The sequence below is a fragment of the Pantoea stewartii genome (assembly GCF_011044475.1).
Taxonomy (GTDB): Bacteria; Pseudomonadota; Gammaproteobacteria; order Enterobacterales; family Enterobacteriaceae; genus Pantoea; species Pantoea stewartii.
On sequence record NZ_CP049115.1, the window covers coordinates 381,485 to 402,837 of the forward strand.

Below are 21,353 nucleotides of genomic sequence, written 5' to 3' on the forward strand. Positions count from 1 at the left end.
ACTTTTTCAGCATAAAAGCCTGAATCTGCTTATTAGTGCGTTTTATCAGAAGCACCGTCTGCTTTGAGCCAGAAGCCGATGCTTAATGCGGGCCTGCATATTTAAATTCTGAATCGTGCAGGAGTGGTGCCAAATACCCTGCGAAACATGGCGATAAAGGCACTCACGTTGTCATATCCAAGTTCCAGTGCAACTGTCGTCACTTGCTTGCCTGCGGCAAGAAGCTCAAGAGCTTTGAGTAACCGTATGCGCTGTCGCCATTCATTAAAGCTAAAACCGGTTTCTGATCTGAAACGCCGTGTCAGTGTGCGTGACGATACTCCCGCCCAGAATGCCCATTCTTCAAGTGTGCGACCGTCATCTGGACTCTCAGACAGCACCTGAGCAACTTTTAAGAGCCGTATATCCTGCGGCATTGGCAACCCAAGATTAACGCTGGGAAGCGAACCGATTTCATCAAGGATAACGTCAGATAAACGTTTTTGAGGCGCATTAAGCTCTGCAACCTTCCAGGAGGCTGCTCGTGTTATCGCTTCGCGTAGCAGATTTGTAACTGAGAGCACAGCAGGCTTATCAGATAATGCGCCACAGGCCGCAGCAGATATATAAACACTCCATCCTGAATATGGGCCGTGCGAGCGCAGACCATGCGGAATATTTGGAGGTATCCACACGGCATGCGTTGCCGGTACGACCCAGCGACACTCTTCCGCATCGATCGTAAGCAGCCCATGCTCAGCGCCGAGTAACTGTCCGCGAATGTGATGGTGACGTGGTGTTTCCCTTATTGCATCCGACTGGCGGGCCGCGACAATCAAAGTGGGTCCATCAGAAGAAAAAGCCCGGGAGAATGGAATTAACGGGTCGGTCATATTGGCTTATTTGAGGTATTTATTGTCTTTTATACCGTACCGAAGCCATCAGGTCGATTGTAGAGTACTGATAACTTATGATGAGGACTGACCATGAAAATGATTTCTATTGCTAACGTATTGGATGAGATTATTAACCAACAGGAAATCCCCCTGGAAGAGATACTTAATCGCCACTTTAGTCCCGGTTATCGGCAGCGCACTGATAATGAGTGGGGAAGTTTAGATAGCTTTGCTCATCATGCTCGTAAACTTCGCGAAATAATTTCTTTCGGCAAAATTGATGTGCATGACGAACTTCGTGAAGGCAATCTCTATGCTACCAGACATCGTGTATTGTGTACTAAGCGCAATGGGGAAGAGGTTGAGATGGAAGTTTATATGTTTGCTGAAACAGATGATTCAGGGCTATTTGTTCGTATTGAAGAAGCCACACTTATGCTTAAAGGTCTGGAAAGTGACCGGGACCTGGGTAGCACCAGGTAACAGGGGTTTAAATGTCCGCTTCTCGCTTATAGCGGACAAAGGAAGAGATTTTAGCGTCCGCTTTGTGCCAGAAGCGGACAGGCCAAATGCGCTTTGTATGACCCCGCCTTAACGGCCGGTTAATTGCTGTGTATCAATTTAAGTGACTGCGACAGGAATGTTCCTGCTGGCTGAGAAAGTCGCAAAGTCAGAAAAGTGTTTCCTTAATAATGATTTCATCCACCCGGAGGATTGAAGACATATCGAAACCTTCCATGTCTGACATGAACGCCTTGCTGGCCATATATTTCTGATTTATAGCTTGTATTTCGGCATCCTCCTGATAGGTAACGGTTGCAATGACCTGACATTCTTTCCCCAGATAAACATGATTTACATATATACCAAAGGCTGGGAGAGAGGCCATATGTCTGGGCCAGTGTCGGTGAAAATAAATTTCTGCTGACTGTTTGTCTTTGAGTGTATAAATTCTGACCTGTTTCATATTTTCAATCCTGCTGTTAAGGCTTTCATACAGAACAAAGTCAAAGCATACCTATTCTATTTCTGAGAAATTAGCAAAAGACCACTTTTCGCGCATAGCGGATCTTCAGCTCAGTCAGCCTGTCCGCTTTGTGCCAGAAGCGGGCCTTGCTGAAATGATGTCGGATTCATTAACGGCGAGCGCGCCAATGCCGCAATAAGCCGCAGCATACCGCCTGCCGGACACCGATACAAATAAACGGGAATTTGAGCTCAGCCATTCTGGCTAAAGAAAAACCGGGTCGTCGCCCGGTTCGTTTCTCGTACAGCTTTTCTCTGATCTTAGTGAAACTGAACGACATGCCTCATACCTGTGTCATGCCACCATCCACACAGATTTCTGCTCCGGCTATATAGCTGCTTTCATCACTTGCAAGGAACAGGACGGCACTGGCAATTTCTTCAGGTTTGCCCATTCTTGATAAGGGAATGGTGCTGATTATCTCATTTCGTAGCTCTTCAGAGGCTGCACGCATCATCTCCGTATCGACAGGGCCGGGGGCGACAACATTAACGCGGATGCCACGGGCGGAGAGTTCACGTGTCCATGTGCGGGCAAAAGAACGAAGTGCTGCTTTACTGGCACCATATACGCCATATCCCGGCGTGCCAATCACATCGGCAACCGAACCTATCAAAACGACGCTCGCTCCCTCCTTCATCAGAGGAAGGGCTGCCTGCAGAGCAAAAAGCGGTGAGCGCACATTCAGGCCAAAAACAGCATCAAAATGTGTCGGCGTGACGTCATCAATCGTCGAGTATTCGGCCATGCCGGCGTTGATGACCAGCACATCTATCTGGCGGGATTCTGTCTTGATTAAATCGACTATTCGCGTCAGTTCACTTATCTGGCTGACGTCAGCTCGGACTGGCCTGGCAGTGCCCTTTATGGTCTGACTGGCTGCTTCTAACTCCTCATTACGGCGTGAGGTCAGCCAGGTTGTGGCACCTTCACTGGCAAATCGCTGGCTGATAGCCAGACCAATGCCTTTTGCACCGCCGAGTATCAGGGCAACTTTATTCTCTAATCTACTCATCTGCTCTCTCCTGTCAGGGTGGAAAACAGATGATATAATTTGTAAACTTAATAACAATTACGCACTTTATTTATATCAGGTATCGGGGAATATATCGCCATGTCTCAAACTGATTGTAATGACCTGAAAGAAATAGGGAAAACGCGGCCGGTTCTGGAGAACATAACCAATAAATGGTCAATTTTAATTCTCACTGTGCTTTGTAATGAACCTGTGCGCTTCAACGAACTCCGTCGCCGGCTGGAGGGTATTACGCACAAAGCATTGTCTGATGCGCTGAAGCGGCTTGAGCGCAATGGATTGGTGCTGCGAAAGGTGCTGCCTACTTCACCAGTGAGCGTGGAGTACAGCCTTACACCACTGGCACAGACGCTTCAGGAGCCATTCAGTGCGCTGTATGGATGGGCGCTAAAACATGGAGCGGAAATGGAACGGGCTCAGTTGATGTACGATACCAGACAGGCGGAAGAGATTTGCTGAAGAGTCGTAATGTTGAATCCTGTTGCGATGCGCGCTCAGTTTTACAGGCCAGCATCGAAAAATGTTGATTACTGAAGCCCGACGTTTCCTGACAATGCTTTATGTGGATGTCCGCTTTGCACCAGAAGCGGACATTTACGTATGAGGTAAGCACTCTGTCACCATGAGTTTTCCAGATTCATTTTCATCCTTGCGTAAGATGTGATGTATGGTTTGAACCAGGTAAGCTGATTTTCGACTGAATGTGATTTTGCTAACATGAAACGCCATTGCGTTTGTGAGAGGTAACAGTGATTCACTTAAGACAGGCTCAGCGCAGTGATGCCGATGCAATAGCACATCTGCACACCGCAGGATGGAGAGATACCTACACGAAAGTGACGTCTGCGGATTTCCTTGAAAATCAGGCGCAGGAAGATCGTCTTTCACACTGGCGCTCAGCACTGAATCAGAGCAATGAAAGCGAAACAGTGTTTGTAGCTGAATATGATGGAAAGGTTGAAGGCTTCATATGTATTAAGCTCCACTATGACGCGCAGTGGGGCTGTTATATAGACAGCCTGCATGTAAGCTCTTCACTACGTGGTCTCGGTGTAGGAAAACAACTTCTCTGGCGCGCAGCCGAATGGGTCAAGAGCAGGGATGATGAGTCACCGCTCTATTTGTGGGTGTTTGAAGATAACACCCAGGCAACAGCTTTTTATCAGCGCCTCGGGGGCACCATTGTGGAGAGAACATTATCCGATATGCCTTCATCAGATCATGCCCCGGTATTCAGAATCAGCTGGAAAAATGCCGGTCAGCTTCTGATATCTGCTTGCTGAAAAATTAGCCAATGCCTTTTCTCTCTAAAATCGACACCGCTGCCGGCCTGCTTACCGATTACCTTTTCAGGTAGTGTAAGGAACGAACGGGCGATTTTATGTCTCGATCGGTTCCCGTTAACCCCAACACGGCTGTGTAAGTAAAATTTCCACCTGCTGTGAACACCCCAAACGGCCGCTCCTCACTCACAGCAGACACTACCTTTCCCCTGTCTGTTCAGGACCAACTACGGCTTAACGAAAAGATGAGTGAACGGCAGGTCATCGGTACGAGGCAGCCAGTATTCCCTGGAGTTTCAAATTATTATAAGAAAAGGGAAATCAGCAAAATTCAGAAAGTGCTTTGCAAGACAGCGATGAGCGACAAACAAACGTTGACCCTGCTGTGAAAAGTATAATGAAGCCGTAACACCAGGGGATGTTTGCCGTTTATAGAGTCTCTTAAGCAAATGTGTTTAGATACCTGAACCTTAACGCCTGTGAAGAGTGGCTATGAATCCAAGAGAAAACATTCTCAGTGAGTTCAGTACGTTGTCTGCGGAACTGCAACGCGCTGCGGAATACTCCCTGCAGAATACCAACCAACTGGTCGTGCAATCGATGCGCACCTTTGCCTTTCAGGCTGGAGTTAAACCTGCCACTCTGCTCCGTCTGGCAAAACGGCTGGGGTACAGCGGTTGGGGTGAGCTAAAAGACGCGTTCATCGATGATATTGGGCTGCGTAATGATACCTATGTATCCAGGGCTGAAAAGCTCGTTGCGTCGGGTCCGCAGTCTCAACTTTACAGTGAGATGTTCCAGGCGCATCAAAGTAATCTCGAATTCACACATAATGAAAACCGTCCGATGATGGAGCAGTCCTTGTCCCTGCTGGATGCGGCTGAGAATGTCTATATCTGCGGTTTCCGTGCCAGTTTCCCTATTGCCTGGTCGCTGTTCTACATTTATCGCTTGTTTCACCGCAACGTATCCTTGATCGATGGCCTGGCGAGTAATATCGAAGTCTTTACACGAGAATTCAGTTCAGACGATTGTGTCTTACTTATCAGCTTTGCTCCGTATTCTCGCGAGTCTCTGGCGGTATTGCAGGCCGCACAACGGGCGGGCGCGAAGATCATTGCGATTACCGATTCGCTGGTGTCACCGTTAGCCCAGGCCGCCGATTGTAAGATGTTGTTTTCCATCGACAGTCCGTCCTTTTTCCCTTCCGTCGTTTCTGGCATGGGGCTGGCAGAGTGCCTGCTCGCCATGCTGGTTGCCCGTCATGGCCGCGATGCGGTGAGTAAAATCGAAAATGCTGAGCGCTATTTGATGGAGTCGGGCGCTTATGTGGTACAGGGTAAACCCTGACAGCATGAGGCAAATGGATCGGTCATAAGAAAACAGAATGCATTTGAATCATAATTCCATTGACGTGATTCAAATGAATCCTGCAAGATGCGCTGAGTCTATACAGCGTATTCAGGAGCAGGATCCAGCATGAGTCATATCATCCACCGTAGCTTGCGTAGCACACCCATCGTGGCGGCGCGCGCGCAAGGCGCGTACATTTATGATACGAAGGGGAAACAGTATCTCGACGCCTGCGGGGGTGCGGCCGTTTCCTGTTTAGGACACGCCCATCCGGATGTTCTGGCCGCGATGCATCGCCAGATCGATCAGCTGGCTTATGCGCACACCAGTTTTTTCACCAGCGATACGGTCGAAAAGCTCGCCGACCACCTGACGCGTAACGCGCCGGGGGATCTTAACTATGCCTATTTTGTCTCCGGGGGTTCGGAAGCGGTGGAAACCGCCCTCAAGCTGGCCCGTCAGTATTTTGTTGAAATCGGCCAGACGTCACGCACCAAGTTTATTGCCCGTAAACAAAGCTATCATGGCAACACGCTGGGGGCGCTGGCTGTCGGCGGCAATGAATGGCGTCGCCGCCAGTTCGCGCCGCTGCTCATCGACGTGATCCGGGTTTCTGCCTGTAATGAGTATCGCGATCGCCTTGAACATGAAACCCAGCAGCAATACACCGATCGCCTGCTTAACGAGCTTGAGCAGGCGATCATTGAGGCTGGCCCGGAAACTATTATCGGTTTTTGTGCGGAAACGGTTGTCGGTGCCACCACCGGCGCCACACCGCCCACGCCCGGCTATCTGAAAGGCGTGCGTCGCCTGTGTGATAAATACGGCATTCTCTATATCGCTGATGAAGTGATGTGTGGAATGGGTCGCACCGGCACGCTGTATGCCGTTGAACAGGATGACGTGGTTCCCGACTTGGTGACCATCGCCAAAGGCCTGGGCGGCGGTTATCAACCCATTGGTGCTGTGCTGGCGAGTGAGAAAATTGTGTCAGCACTTCAGGCCGGTAGCGGGCTGTTCCAGCACGGCCATACCTATATCTGTCATGCGACCGCGGCGTCGGCCGCACTGGCGGTTCAGCACGTGATTGAGCGCGATAACCTGCTGGACGCGGTGAAACAGCAAGGGGCTTATCTGCACAATGCCCTGCGTGACGTGCTGGGCGAATTACCGCACGTGGGCGATACACGCGGACGTGGTCTGTTTGCCGGCGTTGAGCTGGTCTCTGATAAAGCAGGTAAAACGCCGTTCGATCCGGGCCTGAAGCTCCATGCAGCTGTCAAAGCAAACTGTATGGCGCGCGGACTGATGGTCTATCCCATGGGCGGCACCCTGGACGGTCAGTATGGCGACCATATATTAATTGCGCCGCCGTTTATCGTGACGACCAGCCAGCTGGATTTTGTTGTGGACACACTGAATACCGTCATCCGTGAAGAGACGGCAAAATTATGATGAACCGTTTACCCCCGCTAAAAGCGGATGAGTGGGACGATGAGCAGCGCGTACTGGCGCAAGAGATTATCAACGGTCCGCGCGGCGCACTGCTCCCGCCTTTTGAGCCGCTGTTACGCAGCCCCGAGCTGATGGCGCATGCACAACGCATGGGGGAATATCTTCGCTATCGTAGTGCGCTGGGTCAGCGCTTATCTGAGCTGGCGATTTTGATCACGGCACGGCACTGGTCGCAGCCTGTTGAGTGGGCTATTCACGCACCCATAGCGCGTGAAAAGGGGATTTCAGCGGCGGCTGTGCAGGCCATCAATGAAAAACGCCCGCCCACGGATTTAAAGCCGGATGAAGCGATCATTTACGCTTTCTGCCAGCAGTTACATCAGCAGCAAAACGTCAGTGATATCACCTGGCAGCAGGCCATCGAGTTATGGGGCGAAAAAGGCGTGGTCGATCTGATAGGTATTAATGGCTATTACAGTTTTCTTTCGATGGTAATGAACGGCGCACAGACGCCGGTGCCCGACACGCAGGATCACATTATTCCTGCGTAAACTTTGGGTTTAATCAGGGCACGTCCTGACCTGTCCTGAATAATCAATATTCTCTTTTTTATATCCCGATGGACGCCATCGGGTGACATGCACTGCACGCTATTTCACTGACGCTGAGGGTTATTATGTCTGGATTATTTACTAAGTTAAAAATTGCATTCGCGCTGGTCGCCTGTTCCGCCACCTTTGCTGTGGCAGCGCAGGATAAATTAGTGGTCGGCGTTGATACGGCTTTTGTGCCTTTTGAATTTAAACAAGGCGATAAATATGTTGGCTTCGATATTGATTTATGGAATGCCATCGCGAAAAAAATGAATGTCAGCTATGAATTACGGCCGATGGATTTTGGCGGATTAATTCCTGGCCTGCAGTCGCGCAACCTGGACGTTGCCATGGCGGGCATTACAATCACTGAACCTCGCAAGCAGGTCGTCGATTTCAGTGATGGCTACTACAACGCCGATTTATTAATCGCCGTCAAAAGCAACAACACGTCAATCACGAAGTTCAGCGATTTAGTGGGCAAAAAAGTCGGCCTGAAACAGGGTACGGCTGCCGCCACGTTTATGAAAGGCAAATACAAAGCCGACTACGTTGAATTTCCCAATATCGATAATGCTTATCTCGATTTACAGGCCGGAAACCTGGATGCGGTTGTGCACGACTCGCCGAACGTCCTCTACTACGTAAAAACTGCCGGCGATGGCAAGATTAAAGCCGTCGGTGAAAACGACAGCATTCTGCCTCAGCAGTACGGCTTTGCGATGCAGAAAAACAGCCCTCTGACACCCAAAGTCAATGCCGCCCTTAAGGCACTGCGTGCTGACGGTACGTACAACAAAATCTATGTGAAATGGTTTGCTAAAGAACCGAAATAATCCCGCCAGGCCGGCGTGAGCTGGCCTCGTTTCGCTCCATGGGTCGAATTATGAATTTTGAAAGTAAATATATTTGGGAATCGTTGCCGATTCTTTTACAGGGATTGCAACTGACGCTGATTATTTCACTGTCAGGATTGTTAGGCGGTTTTATTATTGGATTACTGGCCGGCACCTGCCGTGCCTTAGGTGGCAAAACAGCCAAAACACTTTCGCTGATTTTTGTCGAAGTGATTCGTGGCACACCGATTATGGTACAGGTGATGTTTATTTATTTCGCGCTGCCGATGGTGCTGCCCATTCGCATTGAGCCGGTCACGGCAGCCATCGTAACGATTGTGATTAACTCGGGTGCCTATATCGCGGAAATCACGCGCGGAGCGATTCTCTCTATTAATAAAGGCTTCAAAGAAGCCAGTCTGGCAATGGGACTATCGCAGCGAAGTACATTGTGGCATGTCATCATGCCGTTAGCGCTGCGCCGTATGATCCCTGCCTTAGGCAATCAATGGATTATCAGTATCAAAGATACCTCACTGTTTATTGTCATTGGCGTGGCCGAATTAACGCGTCAGGGCCAGGAAATTATTGCCGGTAATTTTCGGGCACTTGAGGTATGGACCGCCGTGGCGATGATTTATCTGGCCGTCACGTTGTGCCTGAGTTTCCTGCTTAAGCAACTGGAGAAAAGGATGCATATTCTATGAGCATCGTTGAATTTAACGCGGTATCCAAAAACTTTGGCACAACGCAGGTCCTTCACGATATCAACTTAAAGATTGAAACCGGTGAAGTGGTGGTGATTATTGGCCCGTCAGGTTCCGGCAAATCCACACTTTTGCGCTGTATCAATAAACTTGAAGAGATATCTGGCGGAACGTTGCTGGTTGCGGGAAAACACATTACGGATCCGCATTCCAACGAGTGTGACATCCGCCGCGAAGCCGGCATGGTGTTTCAGCAGTTTCATCTGTTCCCGCATCTGACCGCGCTGGAAAATGTGATGTTCGGTCCGATTCGCGTACGCAAGCAGAGCAAAGCGGCCGCCCGTGAACAGGCAATGGCGTTACTGGAGCGTGTCGGGTTACGCGAACGTGCCGATCACTATCCTTCTGAACTCTCAGGTGGTCAACAGCAGCGCGTAGCCATTGCCCGGGCGCTGGCCGTTAAGCCTAAAATGATGCTGTTTGACGAACCGACATCGGCACTGGATCCTGAACTGCGCCATGAAGTATTAAAAGTCATGCGCTCGCTGGCTGAAGAAGGGATGACAATGATCATTGTGACGCATGAGATTGGCTTTGCCCGCGATGTGGCCTCGCGCCTGATCTTTATTGATGGTGGCACGATTGCCGAAGATGGTTCACCTGACAGGTTGCTTAACGCCAGCAGCAACCCGCGTCTTAAAGAATTTTTGCAGCATGTCTCCTGAACAGAAGTGAATAAATACACAATGAAAGCACTTACAATCACGGGTTCCGCTTTTGCAATCGGTCAGCAGCTTGGTGAATTTGGCCGTGAGGCCTGGCACAAAAAGCTCACCGTAACGGCGCTATGGCAAACCGTAACGGCAATGAAAGAGGCTGAACCCACCCAGGCTATGCGTCAGCGTGTTCAGCAGCAGTTCCCGCTTATCTGGCAGGAGCTGGAAGGGCTTGCTGAAGGATTACAGGCACCGCTTGATGAGGTCTTCGCATGGAACTGCCGTGGCGATCTGGTGCGGTCTACGTCGGATGGTTGTACCACCGTGGCGGGAAGCAATGCGAACGGTGAGCGGATTATTGCGCATAACGAAGACGGTTTTCCGCAGTTACGGGATGACTGTGCGATCGTCTCTGTGGTGCCGGAACAGGGCCTGAAATTTATCAGCTTCGCCTATCCAGGGTCGATTTGCGGCCATACATTCGCTGTGAATGAAAAAGGGATTGTCAACACGGTGAATAACATCCGCGCAGTGGATCGCCCGGCGGGGGTTCCTCGTCAGGTTCTGGCCCGTGCAGCGCTGGATGCGACAACTCTGGATGAGGCTATCGCGATTCTGACAACAGGACCGCGTGCGGGGGCATTCCACCATACATTAGGGCAGCGGGGCGACAGCCGCCTGTTTAGCGTGGAAGCAACCGGTTCCGGTTGTTCTGTCACGCCATTGCGTCATGTCTTCGCCCATGCCAACCACCTGATTCATGCGAAACTTGATACCACTGAGCAAGTGATTACCGAGAGCTCCGCTTCACGTCAGCAGCGCCTGAACGACTGGCTGGACACACAGACGCAACTTGATGGCGCGTCGGCTAAAGCTATCCTCTCGGATCAGCATGATCCTGTGTTGCCTGTTTATCGCCTGTCGCCGCATGACCCGGATGAAGAAAACACGCTTGCGACAGCCATTTTCACGCTGGAAAGCGAGAAAACGACATTGCAGGTTTTCACACTGGATCGGCAACATGCAGCGCAACAGTACTGCATTGAATGACAAACGGAATCCGGTTGTCACCGTGATGAAACCTTTGGTTCTGTGTTTTACCAACATTCACTGGGCTGGTCAGCGGCAGGCTTCTGTCAGGGTTTGTAACCGCGTCGTGATCAGGTGAGAAAGCGGGTGCTGTGCAAAACGCAGGCCCGGGGGCGCGCTCAGTGATGGGCGCTATAAGGGGAAGACATAGCGCGCCGACTTTGCGCATCTGCTCAATGCACTGAGGGCGCGCGCCAGTCCCGGTTTGCTAAAAATTTTAAGCGTGACGTTCAACAGCGGGCAGGGCGAAATTCCCCTTTTCGCACCTGACGGACCTTAATCTGTTTCAGAGGTTGCTTTGTGCCTGAAGCGGATGTTGTCTGGCACGATACTTTTCTGAACAAGAGGCTTGAGTGATACAGGCCTCATTACATATCCAGAACCTGACTGATAAAATAGCGGGTAAGCTCAAACACCTGATGTCGGTTTTTCTCCAGCACCATCATGTGTGTGGCTTCACCAATTTCTGTCCAGCGCTTCCAGGGGGTGCCTGTCGCTCGCAGGAACCAGTCCTGGATTGCATTCACAGGTACATCACGATCCCATTCACCATGTAAGAGCAATACGGGGACGCGGATGTCGGCGGGATCGTAGACGCCTTTATTTTTTGCCCAGTAACACCGTGTATCCTGAATCGGACCGGTGCTAACCCGGATTTTGCGCTGGGCTCTCAAAACCGGATCGGGTTCCTCATCCACTGTTTGCCGGGCCCAGTGCATAAATCCGCCGGGACAAATAAGGCTGTTCTTTTTATTGTCTGGCGCGGCCTGAAGCCAGCGTGATTCCACTGCATCAATGTCAATATCGCGCCATGCGCCTATTTCGCCGCCGGGATCCAGCGCATATTTACCGTCCTGAATCCACTGTGGCGCAATAAGCGTCAGACGCCGCACGTTAGCGGTATTCCGTGTGGTGTAAAGCGACGCCACCGTTCCTCCCCATGACATCCCGATGAGGTTCAACTGCGTCAGTCCATGATGTGCAAGAACGTAATCAACCGCACTTCCTAAGTCCCTTACTGCGGTTTCAGCACGCGCTGACGGCGGATTTTCCCGCGCAGGCAAAGAGAAAGAAGGTAGTCTTGATGCGCGGCCGTATCCACGCACATCCACTGCCCAGACATCCAGACCGGCTGCGGCAAGGTAATCAAGGAAAGATTCCCCCTCAAGCGGTGTATCAAACAGACTTCCCGATGAGAAAGTGGCGCCGTGCATCAGCAGAACCGTCTGTGCCGCATCAAAGTTGGTGGTATCAGCGCGCCGCCTGTGACGCAGCCACAATGAAATGTCTCTGGTATCGGAGGGGATGGCGAAAGCTTCGCTGAACAGCGGTGGTATGTTTGTCATGATATTCTCCTGTCAGGCGTGCTGCCAGGTTAACTGGCCGTTTGTATTGAGAACCCGTCCTGCCGAGCTGTCCGGAAAGTGAGAGGTAAAAACCAGCGCTCGGGTCTGAGCAGCAAAATTCATCATCACTGTCCGGGATTTTTTTGCCGTATCAGGAAATTCGCAGTAGCGGCTGTTCCACTCGGGGAGGCATATCTGAAGTGGGCTGTGCACGACGTCACCCCAGAACAGGGCCGTCTCACCGCCGTCTGAGAAACTGAATGCCAGGTGATCAACGCTGTGCCCCGGTGTTCTGTGAATCTGCAGCCCGGCAACGACCTCTGTCTCGGCGCTGTCCAGAAACACGGCCTGCCCTGAAGCGACGACCGGATACACACTGTCATCCATTGCACCTGTGCTTTCCGGCATGACATTAAGTGGGTTCTGATAAAAATGGTATTCATCTGCGGAGAAGTAGTAGCGGGCGTCCGGAAAAGTGGGGCGCCACTGACCTTTCTTCAAGACAGTATTCCAGCCGACGTGATCGACATGAAGGTGCGTTAAAACGACCGCATCCACCTGCTCAGGCTCAACGCCTGCCGCTCGCAGCGCATGCAGCCAGTGGCTGTTCATTTCATGAAACTTTGCATTGCCAGGGCGTTTTTTGCCGTTACCCGATGCGGTGTCGAGGATGATGACCTTACCGTCTTTTTCAATCAGCCAGCTGTGTGTGCTGAGCGACACGGTCTCGTCTGTAAAATCCAGATCATGACGTTGAATGTGTTCAGCAAAACGCAAGGCTGACTGACGATCCCACTGTGGAAACAGAGACAACACGGGAATGCCGTTGCTCTGTTGCTCTGGAATCTTTGTGATTTTTGCGCCGGCGACGTGCCAGCTTAACAGCTTGCTCATGTGCTTTTCCGTTGGGGGAATGGACTGGATGGCCTTATATTCAGGGTTGTGGGCGTAATGAACAATCGGGCGCCAGGCAAACTTAAATTGCATATACAGCAACAATAAGGCGGGGCATGGATAAATTTTCTGCGATACGCAGCTTTCTACAGGTCGTTGAAACCGGAGCCTTCACCCGTGCTGCGGAAAGTCTCGGGTTACCCAAGTCAACGGTGACACGGCAGATTCAGGCCCTCGAAAATGAGCTGGGTGTAAAACTCTTACATCGTTCTTCACGACGGCTAAGCCTCACGGAACAGGGTGAGGTTTACCACAAGGGCGCGCAGGCATTACTTATCCAGGCGGAAAAACTGGACAGCAGCGTTTCGGGAGCGGCTGGAACGTGGCGTGGCCAGCTCAGGGTAGACATGCCGGGCGCGCTGGCATACTGCCTGATTATTCCGAGGTTGGGGGATTTCATGGACCGCTATCCGGATTTACAGATCATCACAAGCGTGGGCAACCGAACCAGCGATCTCATTGAAAATCAGTTTGACTGCGTGATACGCATAGGACGACTTCACGATGACTCGCTTGTTGCCCGCTCTCTGGGAGCACTGCCCATGGTGGTATGCGCCGCGCCCGCATACCTTAAAAGACAGGGTAAACCCTCCCATCCCACGCAGTTAGTGCACTTTCATCATATTCAGGTGCGTTCCCCACAGAGCGGCAGACGTTTTGAGCATCAACTGATGAAAGCCAGCGAATCGTTTCCGCTTAGCGGTCCGTTTCAGATATCCGTCAACGACGCTTACGCGGCATTCAGTGCGGCGCGCGCGGGCCTGGGCATCGTAACGACCTATGAGTTTCTGGTGGCAGACGCGCTGAGAGAGGGGGACCTTATCAGGCTGTTTGATGACTGGCAGGTTGATGAACTCCCGGTTCATATTGCCTGGCCGGAGAACCGCCAACTGGCTCCCCGTATACGATTATTTGCGGACTGGGTCAGGAAACAATTTTCAGTAACAGGTATGACAGGACGCCCCTGAGGCAATGGTTGACGCTGACTATTCTGCAGGCAGGTATATCCGTATTCGCTCCCTGCTTTATGACATTAGCAGGGCACTGAAATATACCTGAATAAACACCGACGGGTCTGATAAAGAAAGCGGTGCAGTTGCAAAAATACGCAGGTCATTCACAGTGCCAGTGATGATGGTAAGCATCAAGGCTCATCAGGCTGGTGGAAACGCTCAGGAACAGCTTAGCAGGAGACAACAGGGCGCTCAGGCACTCGCTGGTTACAGGACTCAGGGAACAGACAGAGCCCGGATAAGATTATCCTTCCTGACGAATGATGATTTTCCTTAACATCCCTTATGTCTTTTAACCTGTTTTGACATGGCTCACTTATCAGGTGAAAAGAGGAATTGTCCGTTCTGTGGCAGAAGCGGACATCGTACAGGAAGGGCTTTATCGGGTTAAAGGGAAGTGATGCACGCGATATTGAACAGGGCGCTTTTTTTCAAAGCGCCATAATAAAATCCGACGTTCGTTACATACCCGAGCGTTTTTGGGTAAAAGCCCAGGTGTAATTTTCTTTATTTATGGGCACGTAACCAAATTTTTGATAAAGCCATGGGGCTGTCGATGTGAATAAAATAATACTTCTCAATTTTTCACAAACCGGATGGTTGTGAATACATTGGATTAGCCATCTCCCCAGACCTTTACCCTGGTATTCATTGAGTACCTAAACATCACAGAGATACGCAAACGTAGTGTAGTCGGTTATCAGACGGGCAAAGCCTGTCTGTGATTTGTCGAGATAAACACCAAAATTAAGGCTGTTCGCCGTCGACATTTTAACTGTGTCAAAATCGATTCCTTTCGCCCACGTCGACTCTGTTAAATAATGATGCGCGGCGTGCAAATCCAGTTTCATGCTGTCTGTACTTATCAGATAATCGTTTTACGCCATTCATATATTGCTGAAAGATCCATTTTGATTATTACCCTTATAATTCATTGAGAACGGGTCTGCTGATTATATTCTTACAATTATGATGCCAGAATAAGGTTAACCTCTCAGAAATCTGAATAACCGTCAAGCCCGCCCATGGCGTTCATCCAGCCGTGTCGGGCTTATTTTAGAGCCCATGGTCCCAGCCCATACTGCCAGGGGAAAGTTTAAATATATTCACGTATTAAAGCTGTCACTGATTTATCTCATCCGTTTTGCTTCCGCTCTTCGTGACGAGCTGTACTCGCAACATAAAAATCAAGTTTTCCCTTTATTCGACGATTTAAATATAGCTATGCCTTTTTGTTTTTTTACCACACACAGGGTGAACTATGACCATTACACAGCGACTTTTTCTTACATTTTCTCTTCTCTCGGCATCACTGGTTTCCATGGTTATCATTGCCATCGTGGTCGTCAGCGGCTTTCAGTACCGCTTTCACTACGTACAGATTAACGCCATTCCCTCAATCATCGATTTGAACGTGCTTATTGACGAAAACAATGAACTTATTATTAAGTTGTACAACTATCAGAGCGCAAAAGAGGCTGACAAACAGGCTGAAATTGCGGTGTATATGGATAAAGCGGTCGAACGCCTTAATAAGCTAAACCAGCATTATCTGGAAAACGACATCTCCAGTGATGAAGACCTGCAACTGACCAAAGATGCATTTGTCATGATAAAAAACATTCATGATAAATTGCCTGCTTTTCTGCAGGCCTACAGGCTTCCGGCGTCTTCACTGAGTGCGGATGCCGCTGAAACCAGTCAGAGCCTTAATGACGCAATCCGTACCCTGACCACCAGCTACCGCAAGCAACTGCAGATAAATATCGACATTGGTACACAGCTGGATGAAACCAATACCCGTATTTACTTCATGACGCTCTGGGGACTGAGCGCAGGCTCTGCCGTTGTCATCTTTATCCTAGGCTTCTTTACGGTCAAAACCATCTTGTCTATACGCAAACAGCTGAACGGCATGCGGCAGACCATGGAGCAGGCCAGCGAGAACCTGGACCTGACCCTCAGGGTTGATGCGTCGCGTCGTGATGAAATCGGCCTCACGGCAAGTGCTTTCAACCATCTGATTGAGAATGTTTCAGACTCACTGTCAAAAGTCGAAGCGTCTGCCCAGTCGGTCAGTTCCGCTTCGGCACAGATATCAGCCGGTAACCAGGATCTGTCCTCGCGTACCGAGGAGCAGGCTGCCTCACTGGAACAAACGGCAGCCAGCATGTCTGAGCTCAGTGAAACCGTCCGCCAGACGGCAGAAAACACGCGCCTGGCCAGCCAGCTGGCCAGAAACGCCCGGGATATTTCAGAAGACAGCGCTGGTCGCGTGCGCACCCTGATGAGCACAATGAGCGACATCCGTGGAAGCTCTGCCAAAATTACGGACATCATAGCGCTGATTGAGGGCATCGCCTTCCAGACCAATATCCTTGCGCTCAACGCCGCCGTCGAAGCGGCCCGTGCGGGTGAGCAGGGGCGCGGCTTTGCGGTTGTAGCCGGCGAAGTCCGCAACCTGGCACAGCGTTCATCTTCTTCCGCCCGCGAAATCAAGGAGCTGATAGAGTCGTCAATGAGCTTTGTGCAGGCTGGTTCGGAGCAGGCTGAGGGCGTGGGTGCCAATATGTCCCGCATGAATGATGCGGTGAAACAGGTTACCGACCTTGTGGATGAAATTTCAGTCGCTGCCAGTGAGCAGTCGCAGGGTATCAGTCAGGTTCATCAGGCTGTGAATCAGATGGATGATGCCACCCAGCAGAACGCCGCCCTGGTTGAAGAAGCCTCAGCAGCAACTCGCTCTCTGACGGAGCAGGCCTCAATACTGGGCAGGCTGGTGAGCGCCTTCACTGTCAGCGTGTCAGGAATATCATCTGTTAATAAGCGGGAGAACCGTCGCCCCGAAGTGATTTCTGCGCCTGTCGTGAAAAAAACACAAACTGCTGTGGCTGGCGGACAGGATCAGAACTGGGAACAGTTCTGATAACGCAACTCCAGTCATACACTGAAAGGTAAATACTGCCAGACGCCTGACGTTCTGCGTCAGACGTCTTTTAACCGGAGTATAAGTCCGCCTGATGGTGCTAATGTCCCCTTTGTGCCAGAAGCGGAAGTAGCTAGAACCACTCTGTTATGATTAACGGGGAGCTGGTCACAATCATGTCCCGCAACTGCTCCCTGCGTCAGCCCGTTTTTTATATCTCATTAAACTAACAATGGGCATAAGGCTCAATGTTTTTATCTTTTTATATCCGGACAGACTCTTCTATAGAATTATATTTTTCCGTGGTCGGTTCAAAGCAGAGTTCAATTATATTTTCTGAGCGAGAAAACTTCATGCGGTAGTAGCCAGGAGCAAAGTTTAAGGTTTCTCCTTCTCCATCGTTTACATCAAGGTCAAGTGGTTCCAGATCCCCTCCAGACGTGAACTCTCCCGCTCCAATAAAAACGTTGCCTGACGGGAAGTGCAGATTTAGTGTACCTGCTTCTCCTTCAATAGTTTCCGACACCTTAATGGTATAGTCACCATCAACTCCTAACCCAAGAAAAGCGATGTTGCCCTTGTTTACTTCAAGGATCTCATTCTCCTCCTCGCTCCACCAGTCACATAAATCTGCAACTCTGTGCTTAATCGCATCAATGTCAAATATTGAAAGAGTTGCAGTATCAGTGAAAATTGAAAATTCTTTTAACATACAGACCTCTTTTAAATATTTACGAACGAGTTTTATAGCTGATGTTTGTGCCTGTTGTTATCGCAGCCAGGCAACCCCAGAAAATCACCTTGCGCCTGCATGAAAAATGTCATGCTATGGTTTTGCAGCAGCGTATAAATTATCGCCATTTCAATTATCTCAGTCAAACGTAGCGCGAAAACGGGTTAGCTGAAGGAGATCCAACATGAATGACCAGCTCCCCGTTAATCAACACACGCAAATGTTAGTCCTACATCCCTGCGGTTATGACAAATGCGAACTTCCGCTTTTCGCTCAAAGCGGATAATGTCTGATGAAGACCAGAAACTTGTTTCATTAACCAACGCTGACGAGACTTACTGCAGGATTTTCACGTCGTACCACGCCAGTCAGCAGCGCGGTACTCCGAACAGAAATGCGTCCAGCCTTCGTCCTCATTCGTTACGCCGGTGCCTGTTCCCGGCGTACCTGGAAATAAGGGAGCGTCTGTGTCAGTTTAATGACGTATATGGAAAAAAAATTTTTCCTGTGCGGGCGGGCCATATTCGGGACCAGGTGGCTGCCAGCGTGATTCAGAAAAGTACAGGCCGGTAATGGTGTACGCAGCCCGGGGCGATGTTTTATCACACGCCACACTTTTCTGCTTCCGGTAAGGGCACACTTATTTTTCAAAGCGCGAGAGCAGAATATGCAGCACGCCCATTGCACCGTGGAAGTAGAAGTAGATTTCGACAAAAGTGGTCAGGAACGTATGCCAGGATAACACCGTGTCCGTCAGGTCGGGCGATGCGAAGGATGTGCTGTTAAGTAAAAACCATAGCGCGCCTGAGCATGCAACCAAAAGCAGTGAGATAACGCCCAGCCCCTGTATGGTGGCAGCGATGCCGCCACTGTGTGCGTCGGGTAGTTTCATGCGCGCCAGGCAGGCAAGATCATCCCGAATGCCCCGAAAGTCCAGTGTCAGCCACGAAAAGTACCAGTGTAATCCACGCTGCACTTTCATCCAGAACAGCATAGCGAATCCGGCGACAATCAGTAACAGGCCAGAAAGGATATGAAACCAGGTGATTACCGTTTCCAGACTGTGCCCGCCCAGCGCCTCACTTTCAATAAAATTGGAGTTGATGATCTGGGAAAGGATAAGGACGGCGACGAGCAGATGGAGCCGACGAAAAAAAGGTGCATCATGATGAGGGAGCCAGTGCCTGTAAGAAACGTTCATAGCGATCCTGTAACTAAAATATGAAAACGCTATATTTTCATACGGAGATTAGGCTTACCTTAAGCGCTTTTCAGGACGTCCGGCGCTATATTCTCCAAACAAGCGAGATGAAGCTTCGATGAGGCTGCCGGGTAATGTTTCAACTGGCTGAAATGCACTTTTGACAGATTCTTTGTCCCAGCATCCTGTAACAGGGAATTCACTGAAAATCATTATTATTTCCTTTGTAAAGGGCTTCATTTGATTTTGTTATCTGGTTAAAGGTTGTTCAATATGTATGCCATGCACAACACATTATTATGTTGACAATTGGTGCATTCATCACTCAGGAGAGTAGTGACATGATGCTTCATCATATTTTCGATAAAATGCGTTCCGATCATGGTTTCCTTACAATCAGCCAGATTGCGTTACTGTGCGAAAAGGGAAATGTGATATTTGACCCGCTCTCCGTTTTGATTTCCGTTCATGCTGAAATTGGTACGGGCAATGTTTTTTACTCAGGAGTCACGCTAATCACAGGCCTGGGGTATGGCCTGACTGTGGGGAATCATAATTTTTTTCACAGCAATACTTTCATTGAAGCGACAGCCGGGTCTGTACATATCGGTTCCGAAAATCAGTTTGGCGAAGGTGGATGTACGCTCAAAGCTAATCGCAAAGGCGCACGAATAGAAGTCGGTAACAAAGGACGATATCTCGGCGGCGTTTCAGTTTCAGGACAGACACAGATTGAAGACGGCAGTCAAATTCTTGGGCCGATAAACGTGGACAACTGTTGTCTGAAAAATGGCAGGAGTTGGCAGGAACCGGTGGCTGACGAGCGTGCAGGGTTATTGAAAGGCTATGGGACCGCCCGAAATCTGACAGTTGGAAGAGGGCGTGTCATTAACGGTAACGGAGCATTCAGCGAGTCAATGATTGAGGCTCAGTCCCGGTACCATCCTGCATCACCTCTGTGACCGATCCGCTTTGTGCCAGAAGCGGGCGGTACTCTTTCGATAGAAACAGCTGTTGAAACGAAACTGTTTAATGATAAAACTATAGAGATGATAGTAAATTCGGTGTAAAGTTTATTGGAAAATCACAAAGGAAAGTGAAATGAACGAGTATTTTCATTCATTTAACGAGATCTTTAAATTTATTGTTGAGCATTATGGTTTCGAAGCTAAACCAGTTGATGATAGCAAGATTTTTTAATAAAAGAAAATTATCAAATAGAATTTATAATGTGGAGAGAGGCTGTTGAAGTCAGCTTCTGTCAGGCTTGCTCAGATACAGAAATGTTAAAATATGATGTAAGGGATTTTATCATTACGCATATGACTGATGAGGATAGGGTTATTTCTGATAGTATTTCTTCCGTTAACGGGACGTCTGTCTATAGAAGAAATGTGAAAAGTCTTCACTATTTCACTATTTCTCTAATGCTCTAAAAAATCACTTTTCCTCTATGCTTGAAGGGAATATGGATTGGCTTCAGGCGTATGAGAAATCAGATTGGTATAGGCAACCAAGAATAGAAAAAATGACGAGAGCCATTCAGTAACTCTTTGTAACTTCTAATAGATCACAGGTGGTTGCTCAGGCTGCCTTCGAACTCGATAATAAAACGGCTCATTAAGAGTCGCCAATTCTGGATCGGCGTAATCTTTAGTACAAGTGATATAAAGTACGATAAAGAAGACAATTTTTCTCTCTCAGGCTGAAAGAGTTTATAATACTCAGCCACCTAAACGTCCGCTTTTCGCTCACAGCAGAAATTGGCCTGCATATAGTCCGCATTGTGCCAAGAGCGGTTGTTGGCGTGTTATGACGATTTCAGGATTACCCTTAGAATGGCTTTGTAGTTGAGATTAACGTGATCGGAATATTATCTCGCTGTATCCTGACAAAATTGTTTTTGATATCACTCACGCAAAATGTTTTGCGTAGTTGAAAAGAAGGAATTCATATAATATGTCTCAAATTAAATTTGAACTGAGTCGTGGAGGCGACATATTACGTGATGGCATGTTTCTGGAATTATCTGTCAGCGAGACATCTCCTTTACGGCAAATTGCTGAAGTTTTCTATTCTGATGTTACACACGAATTCTTTTTGACCTGCTACGAAGAGAATATCCCTCTTGAAGCAGTGGAAAAAATGATTTCGGAGGCGAGGATATCTCTCCCGCCAGTGAAGCAAGAACAATCCACATAGCACAGACC

The 21,353-nt window shown here is 49.4% G+C and carries 22 protein-coding genes and 1 pseudogene; 14 read left to right on the plus strand and 9 right to left on the minus strand.

The window, feature by feature from the left end:
* Positions 1-101: 101 nt before the first annotated feature.
* A complete protein-coding gene (locus G5574_RS23955; RefSeq protein WP_072193598.1) occupies positions 102-872 on the minus strand; it encodes an AraC family transcriptional regulator in 771 nt (256 codons plus the stop codon).
* A gap of 99 nt (positions 873-971) precedes the next feature.
* Between G5574_RS23955 and G5574_RS01735 the strand changes: the two genes are divergently transcribed.
* Positions 972-1,358 carry a hypothetical protein gene (locus G5574_RS01735; protein WP_033741484.1) on the plus strand — a complete coding sequence of 129 codons (387 nt, stop codon included), beginning with the start codon at positions 972-974 and terminating at the stop codon, positions 1,356-1,358.
* A gap of 187 nt (positions 1,359-1,545) precedes the next feature.
* On the opposite strand, the gene G5574_RS01740 is transcribed toward G5574_RS01735, so the two are convergent.
* Positions 1,546-1,842: an NIPSNAP family protein gene (locus tag G5574_RS01740; protein ID WP_162285832.1), complete on the minus strand. Its 297-nt coding sequence runs from the start codon at positions 1,840-1,842 to the stop codon at positions 1,546-1,548.
* A gap of 343 nt (positions 1,843-2,185) precedes the next feature.
* Entirely contained in the window at positions 2,186-2,917 is a 732-nt protein-coding gene (locus G5574_RS01745; RefSeq protein WP_054633784.1) for an SDR family NAD(P)-dependent oxidoreductase, read from the minus strand.
* Positions 2,918-3,016: 99 nt separating this feature from the next.
* Here G5574_RS01745 and G5574_RS01750 point away from each other — a divergent pair, with 99 nt between their 5' ends.
* The 9 genes from G5574_RS01750 to G5574_RS01790 all read left to right on the plus strand — a co-directional run bounded on the left by G5574_RS01750 (position 3,017) and on the right by G5574_RS01790 (position 10,931).
* The gene (locus G5574_RS01750) at positions 3,017-3,397 is read left to right on the plus strand and encodes a winged helix-turn-helix transcriptional regulator (RefSeq protein WP_033741436.1); all 381 of its coding nucleotides are present in this window, start codon (positions 3,017-3,019) and stop codon (positions 3,395-3,397) included.
* A 290-nt stretch (positions 3,398-3,687) separates the two neighbouring features.
* A complete protein-coding gene (locus tag G5574_RS01755; protein WP_164481921.1) occupies positions 3,688-4,221 on the plus strand; it encodes a GNAT family N-acetyltransferase in 534 nt (177 codons plus the stop codon).
* A 492-nt stretch (positions 4,222-4,713) separates the two neighbouring features.
* Entirely contained in the window at positions 4,714-5,571 is an 858-nt protein-coding gene (locus tag G5574_RS01760; protein WP_164481922.1) for a MurR/RpiR family transcriptional regulator, read from the plus strand.
* A 129-nt stretch (positions 5,572-5,700) separates the two neighbouring features.
* Entirely contained in the window at positions 5,701-7,029 is a 1,329-nt protein-coding gene (locus tag G5574_RS01765; protein WP_164481923.1) for an aspartate aminotransferase family protein, read from the plus strand.
* The gene (locus tag G5574_RS01770; protein WP_033739463.1) at positions 7,029-7,580 is read left to right on the plus strand and encodes a carboxymuconolactone decarboxylase family protein; all 552 of its coding nucleotides are present in this window, start codon (positions 7,029-7,031) and stop codon (positions 7,578-7,580) included. The genes G5574_RS01765 and G5574_RS01770 overlap by 1 nt, the downstream gene beginning before the upstream one ends.
* 125 nt (positions 7,581-7,705) lie before the next feature.
* The gene (glnH, locus tag G5574_RS01775) at positions 7,706-8,458 is read left to right on the plus strand and encodes a glutamine ABC transporter substrate-binding protein GlnH (protein WP_050504836.1); all 753 of its coding nucleotides are present in this window, start codon (positions 7,706-7,708) and stop codon (positions 8,456-8,458) included.
* A gap of 50 nt (positions 8,459-8,508) precedes the next feature.
* Entirely contained in the window at positions 8,509-9,165 is a 657-nt protein-coding gene (gene glnP, locus G5574_RS01780; protein ID WP_164481924.1) for a glutamine ABC transporter permease GlnP, read from the plus strand.
* Positions 9,166-9,167: 2 nt separating this feature from the next.
* Positions 9,168-9,890 (plus strand): glutamine ABC transporter ATP-binding protein GlnQ, encoded by a 723-nt coding sequence (gene glnQ, locus G5574_RS01785; RefSeq protein ID WP_164483180.1) that lies wholly within the window; start codon positions 9,168-9,170, stop codon positions 9,888-9,890.
* Positions 9,891-9,911: 21 nt separating this feature from the next.
* Positions 9,912-10,931 carry an acyl-CoA--6-aminopenicillanic acid acyl-transferase gene (locus G5574_RS01790; RefSeq protein WP_039340373.1) on the plus strand — a complete coding sequence of 340 codons (1,020 nt, stop codon included), beginning with the start codon at positions 9,912-9,914 and terminating at the stop codon, positions 10,929-10,931.
* 407 nt (positions 10,932-11,338) lie between these two features.
* On the opposite strand, the gene G5574_RS01795 is transcribed toward G5574_RS01790, so the two are convergent.
* Both G5574_RS01795 and G5574_RS01800 read right to left on the minus strand, forming a co-directional pair.
* Positions 11,339-12,316 (minus strand): alpha/beta hydrolase, encoded by a 978-nt coding sequence (locus G5574_RS01795; protein ID WP_164481925.1) that lies wholly within the window; start codon positions 12,314-12,316, stop codon positions 11,339-11,341.
* Positions 12,317-12,328: 12 nt separating this feature from the next.
* Positions 12,329-13,210 carry an MBL fold metallo-hydrolase gene (locus tag G5574_RS01800; protein WP_164481926.1) on the minus strand — a complete coding sequence of 294 codons (882 nt, stop codon included), beginning with the start codon at positions 13,208-13,210 and terminating at the stop codon, positions 12,329-12,331.
* 116 nt (positions 13,211-13,326) lie between these two features.
* Between G5574_RS01800 and G5574_RS01805 the strand changes: the two genes are divergently transcribed.
* Positions 13,327-14,238, plus strand: a complete 912-nt coding sequence (locus tag G5574_RS01805; RefSeq protein ID WP_164481927.1) for a LysR family transcriptional regulator — start codon at positions 13,327-13,329, stop codon at positions 14,236-14,238.
* A gap of 506 nt (positions 14,239-14,744) precedes the next feature.
* Here G5574_RS01805 and G5574_RS01810 read toward each other — a convergent pair.
* Positions 14,745-15,193: pseudogene (locus G5574_RS01810) on the minus strand (GNAT family N-acetyltransferase).
* A 351-nt stretch (positions 15,194-15,544) separates the two neighbouring features.
* Here G5574_RS01810 and G5574_RS01815 point away from each other — a divergent pair.
* Positions 15,545-17,209 carry a methyl-accepting chemotaxis protein gene (locus tag G5574_RS01815; RefSeq protein ID WP_164481928.1) on the plus strand — a complete coding sequence of 555 codons (1,665 nt, stop codon included), beginning with the start codon at positions 15,545-15,547 and terminating at the stop codon, positions 17,207-17,209.
* A 262-nt stretch (positions 17,210-17,471) separates the two neighbouring features.
* On the opposite strand, the gene G5574_RS01820 is transcribed toward G5574_RS01815, so the two are convergent.
* The 3 genes from G5574_RS01820 to G5574_RS01830 all read right to left on the minus strand — a co-directional run bounded on the left by G5574_RS01820 (position 17,472) and on the right by G5574_RS01830 (position 19,356).
* Entirely contained in the window at positions 17,472-17,921 is a 450-nt protein-coding gene (locus tag G5574_RS01820; protein WP_164481929.1) for a DUF6386 family protein, read from the minus strand.
* Between the two features lie 661 nt (positions 17,922-18,582).
* Positions 18,583-19,143, minus strand: coding sequence for a cytochrome b/b6 domain-containing protein (locus G5574_RS01825; protein WP_162286936.1), 561 nt, complete (start codon positions 19,141-19,143; stop codon positions 18,583-18,585).
* Between the two features lie 54 nt (positions 19,144-19,197).
* A complete protein-coding gene (locus G5574_RS01830; protein ID WP_164481930.1) occupies positions 19,198-19,356 on the minus strand; it encodes a hypothetical protein in 159 nt (52 codons plus the stop codon).
* 128 nt (positions 19,357-19,484) lie between these two features.
* Between G5574_RS01830 and G5574_RS01835 the strand changes: the two genes are divergently transcribed.
* Both G5574_RS01835 and G5574_RS01840 read left to right on the plus strand, forming a co-directional pair.
* Positions 19,485-20,105, plus strand: coding sequence for a hypothetical protein (locus G5574_RS01835; RefSeq protein ID WP_164481931.1), 621 nt, complete (start codon positions 19,485-19,487; stop codon positions 20,103-20,105).
* Positions 20,106-21,102: 997 nt separating this feature from the next.
* A complete protein-coding gene (locus G5574_RS01840) occupies positions 21,103-21,345 on the plus strand; it encodes a hypothetical protein (protein ID WP_164481932.1) in 243 nt (80 codons plus the stop codon).
* The last annotated feature ends 8 nt before the right edge of the window (positions 21,346-21,353 follow it).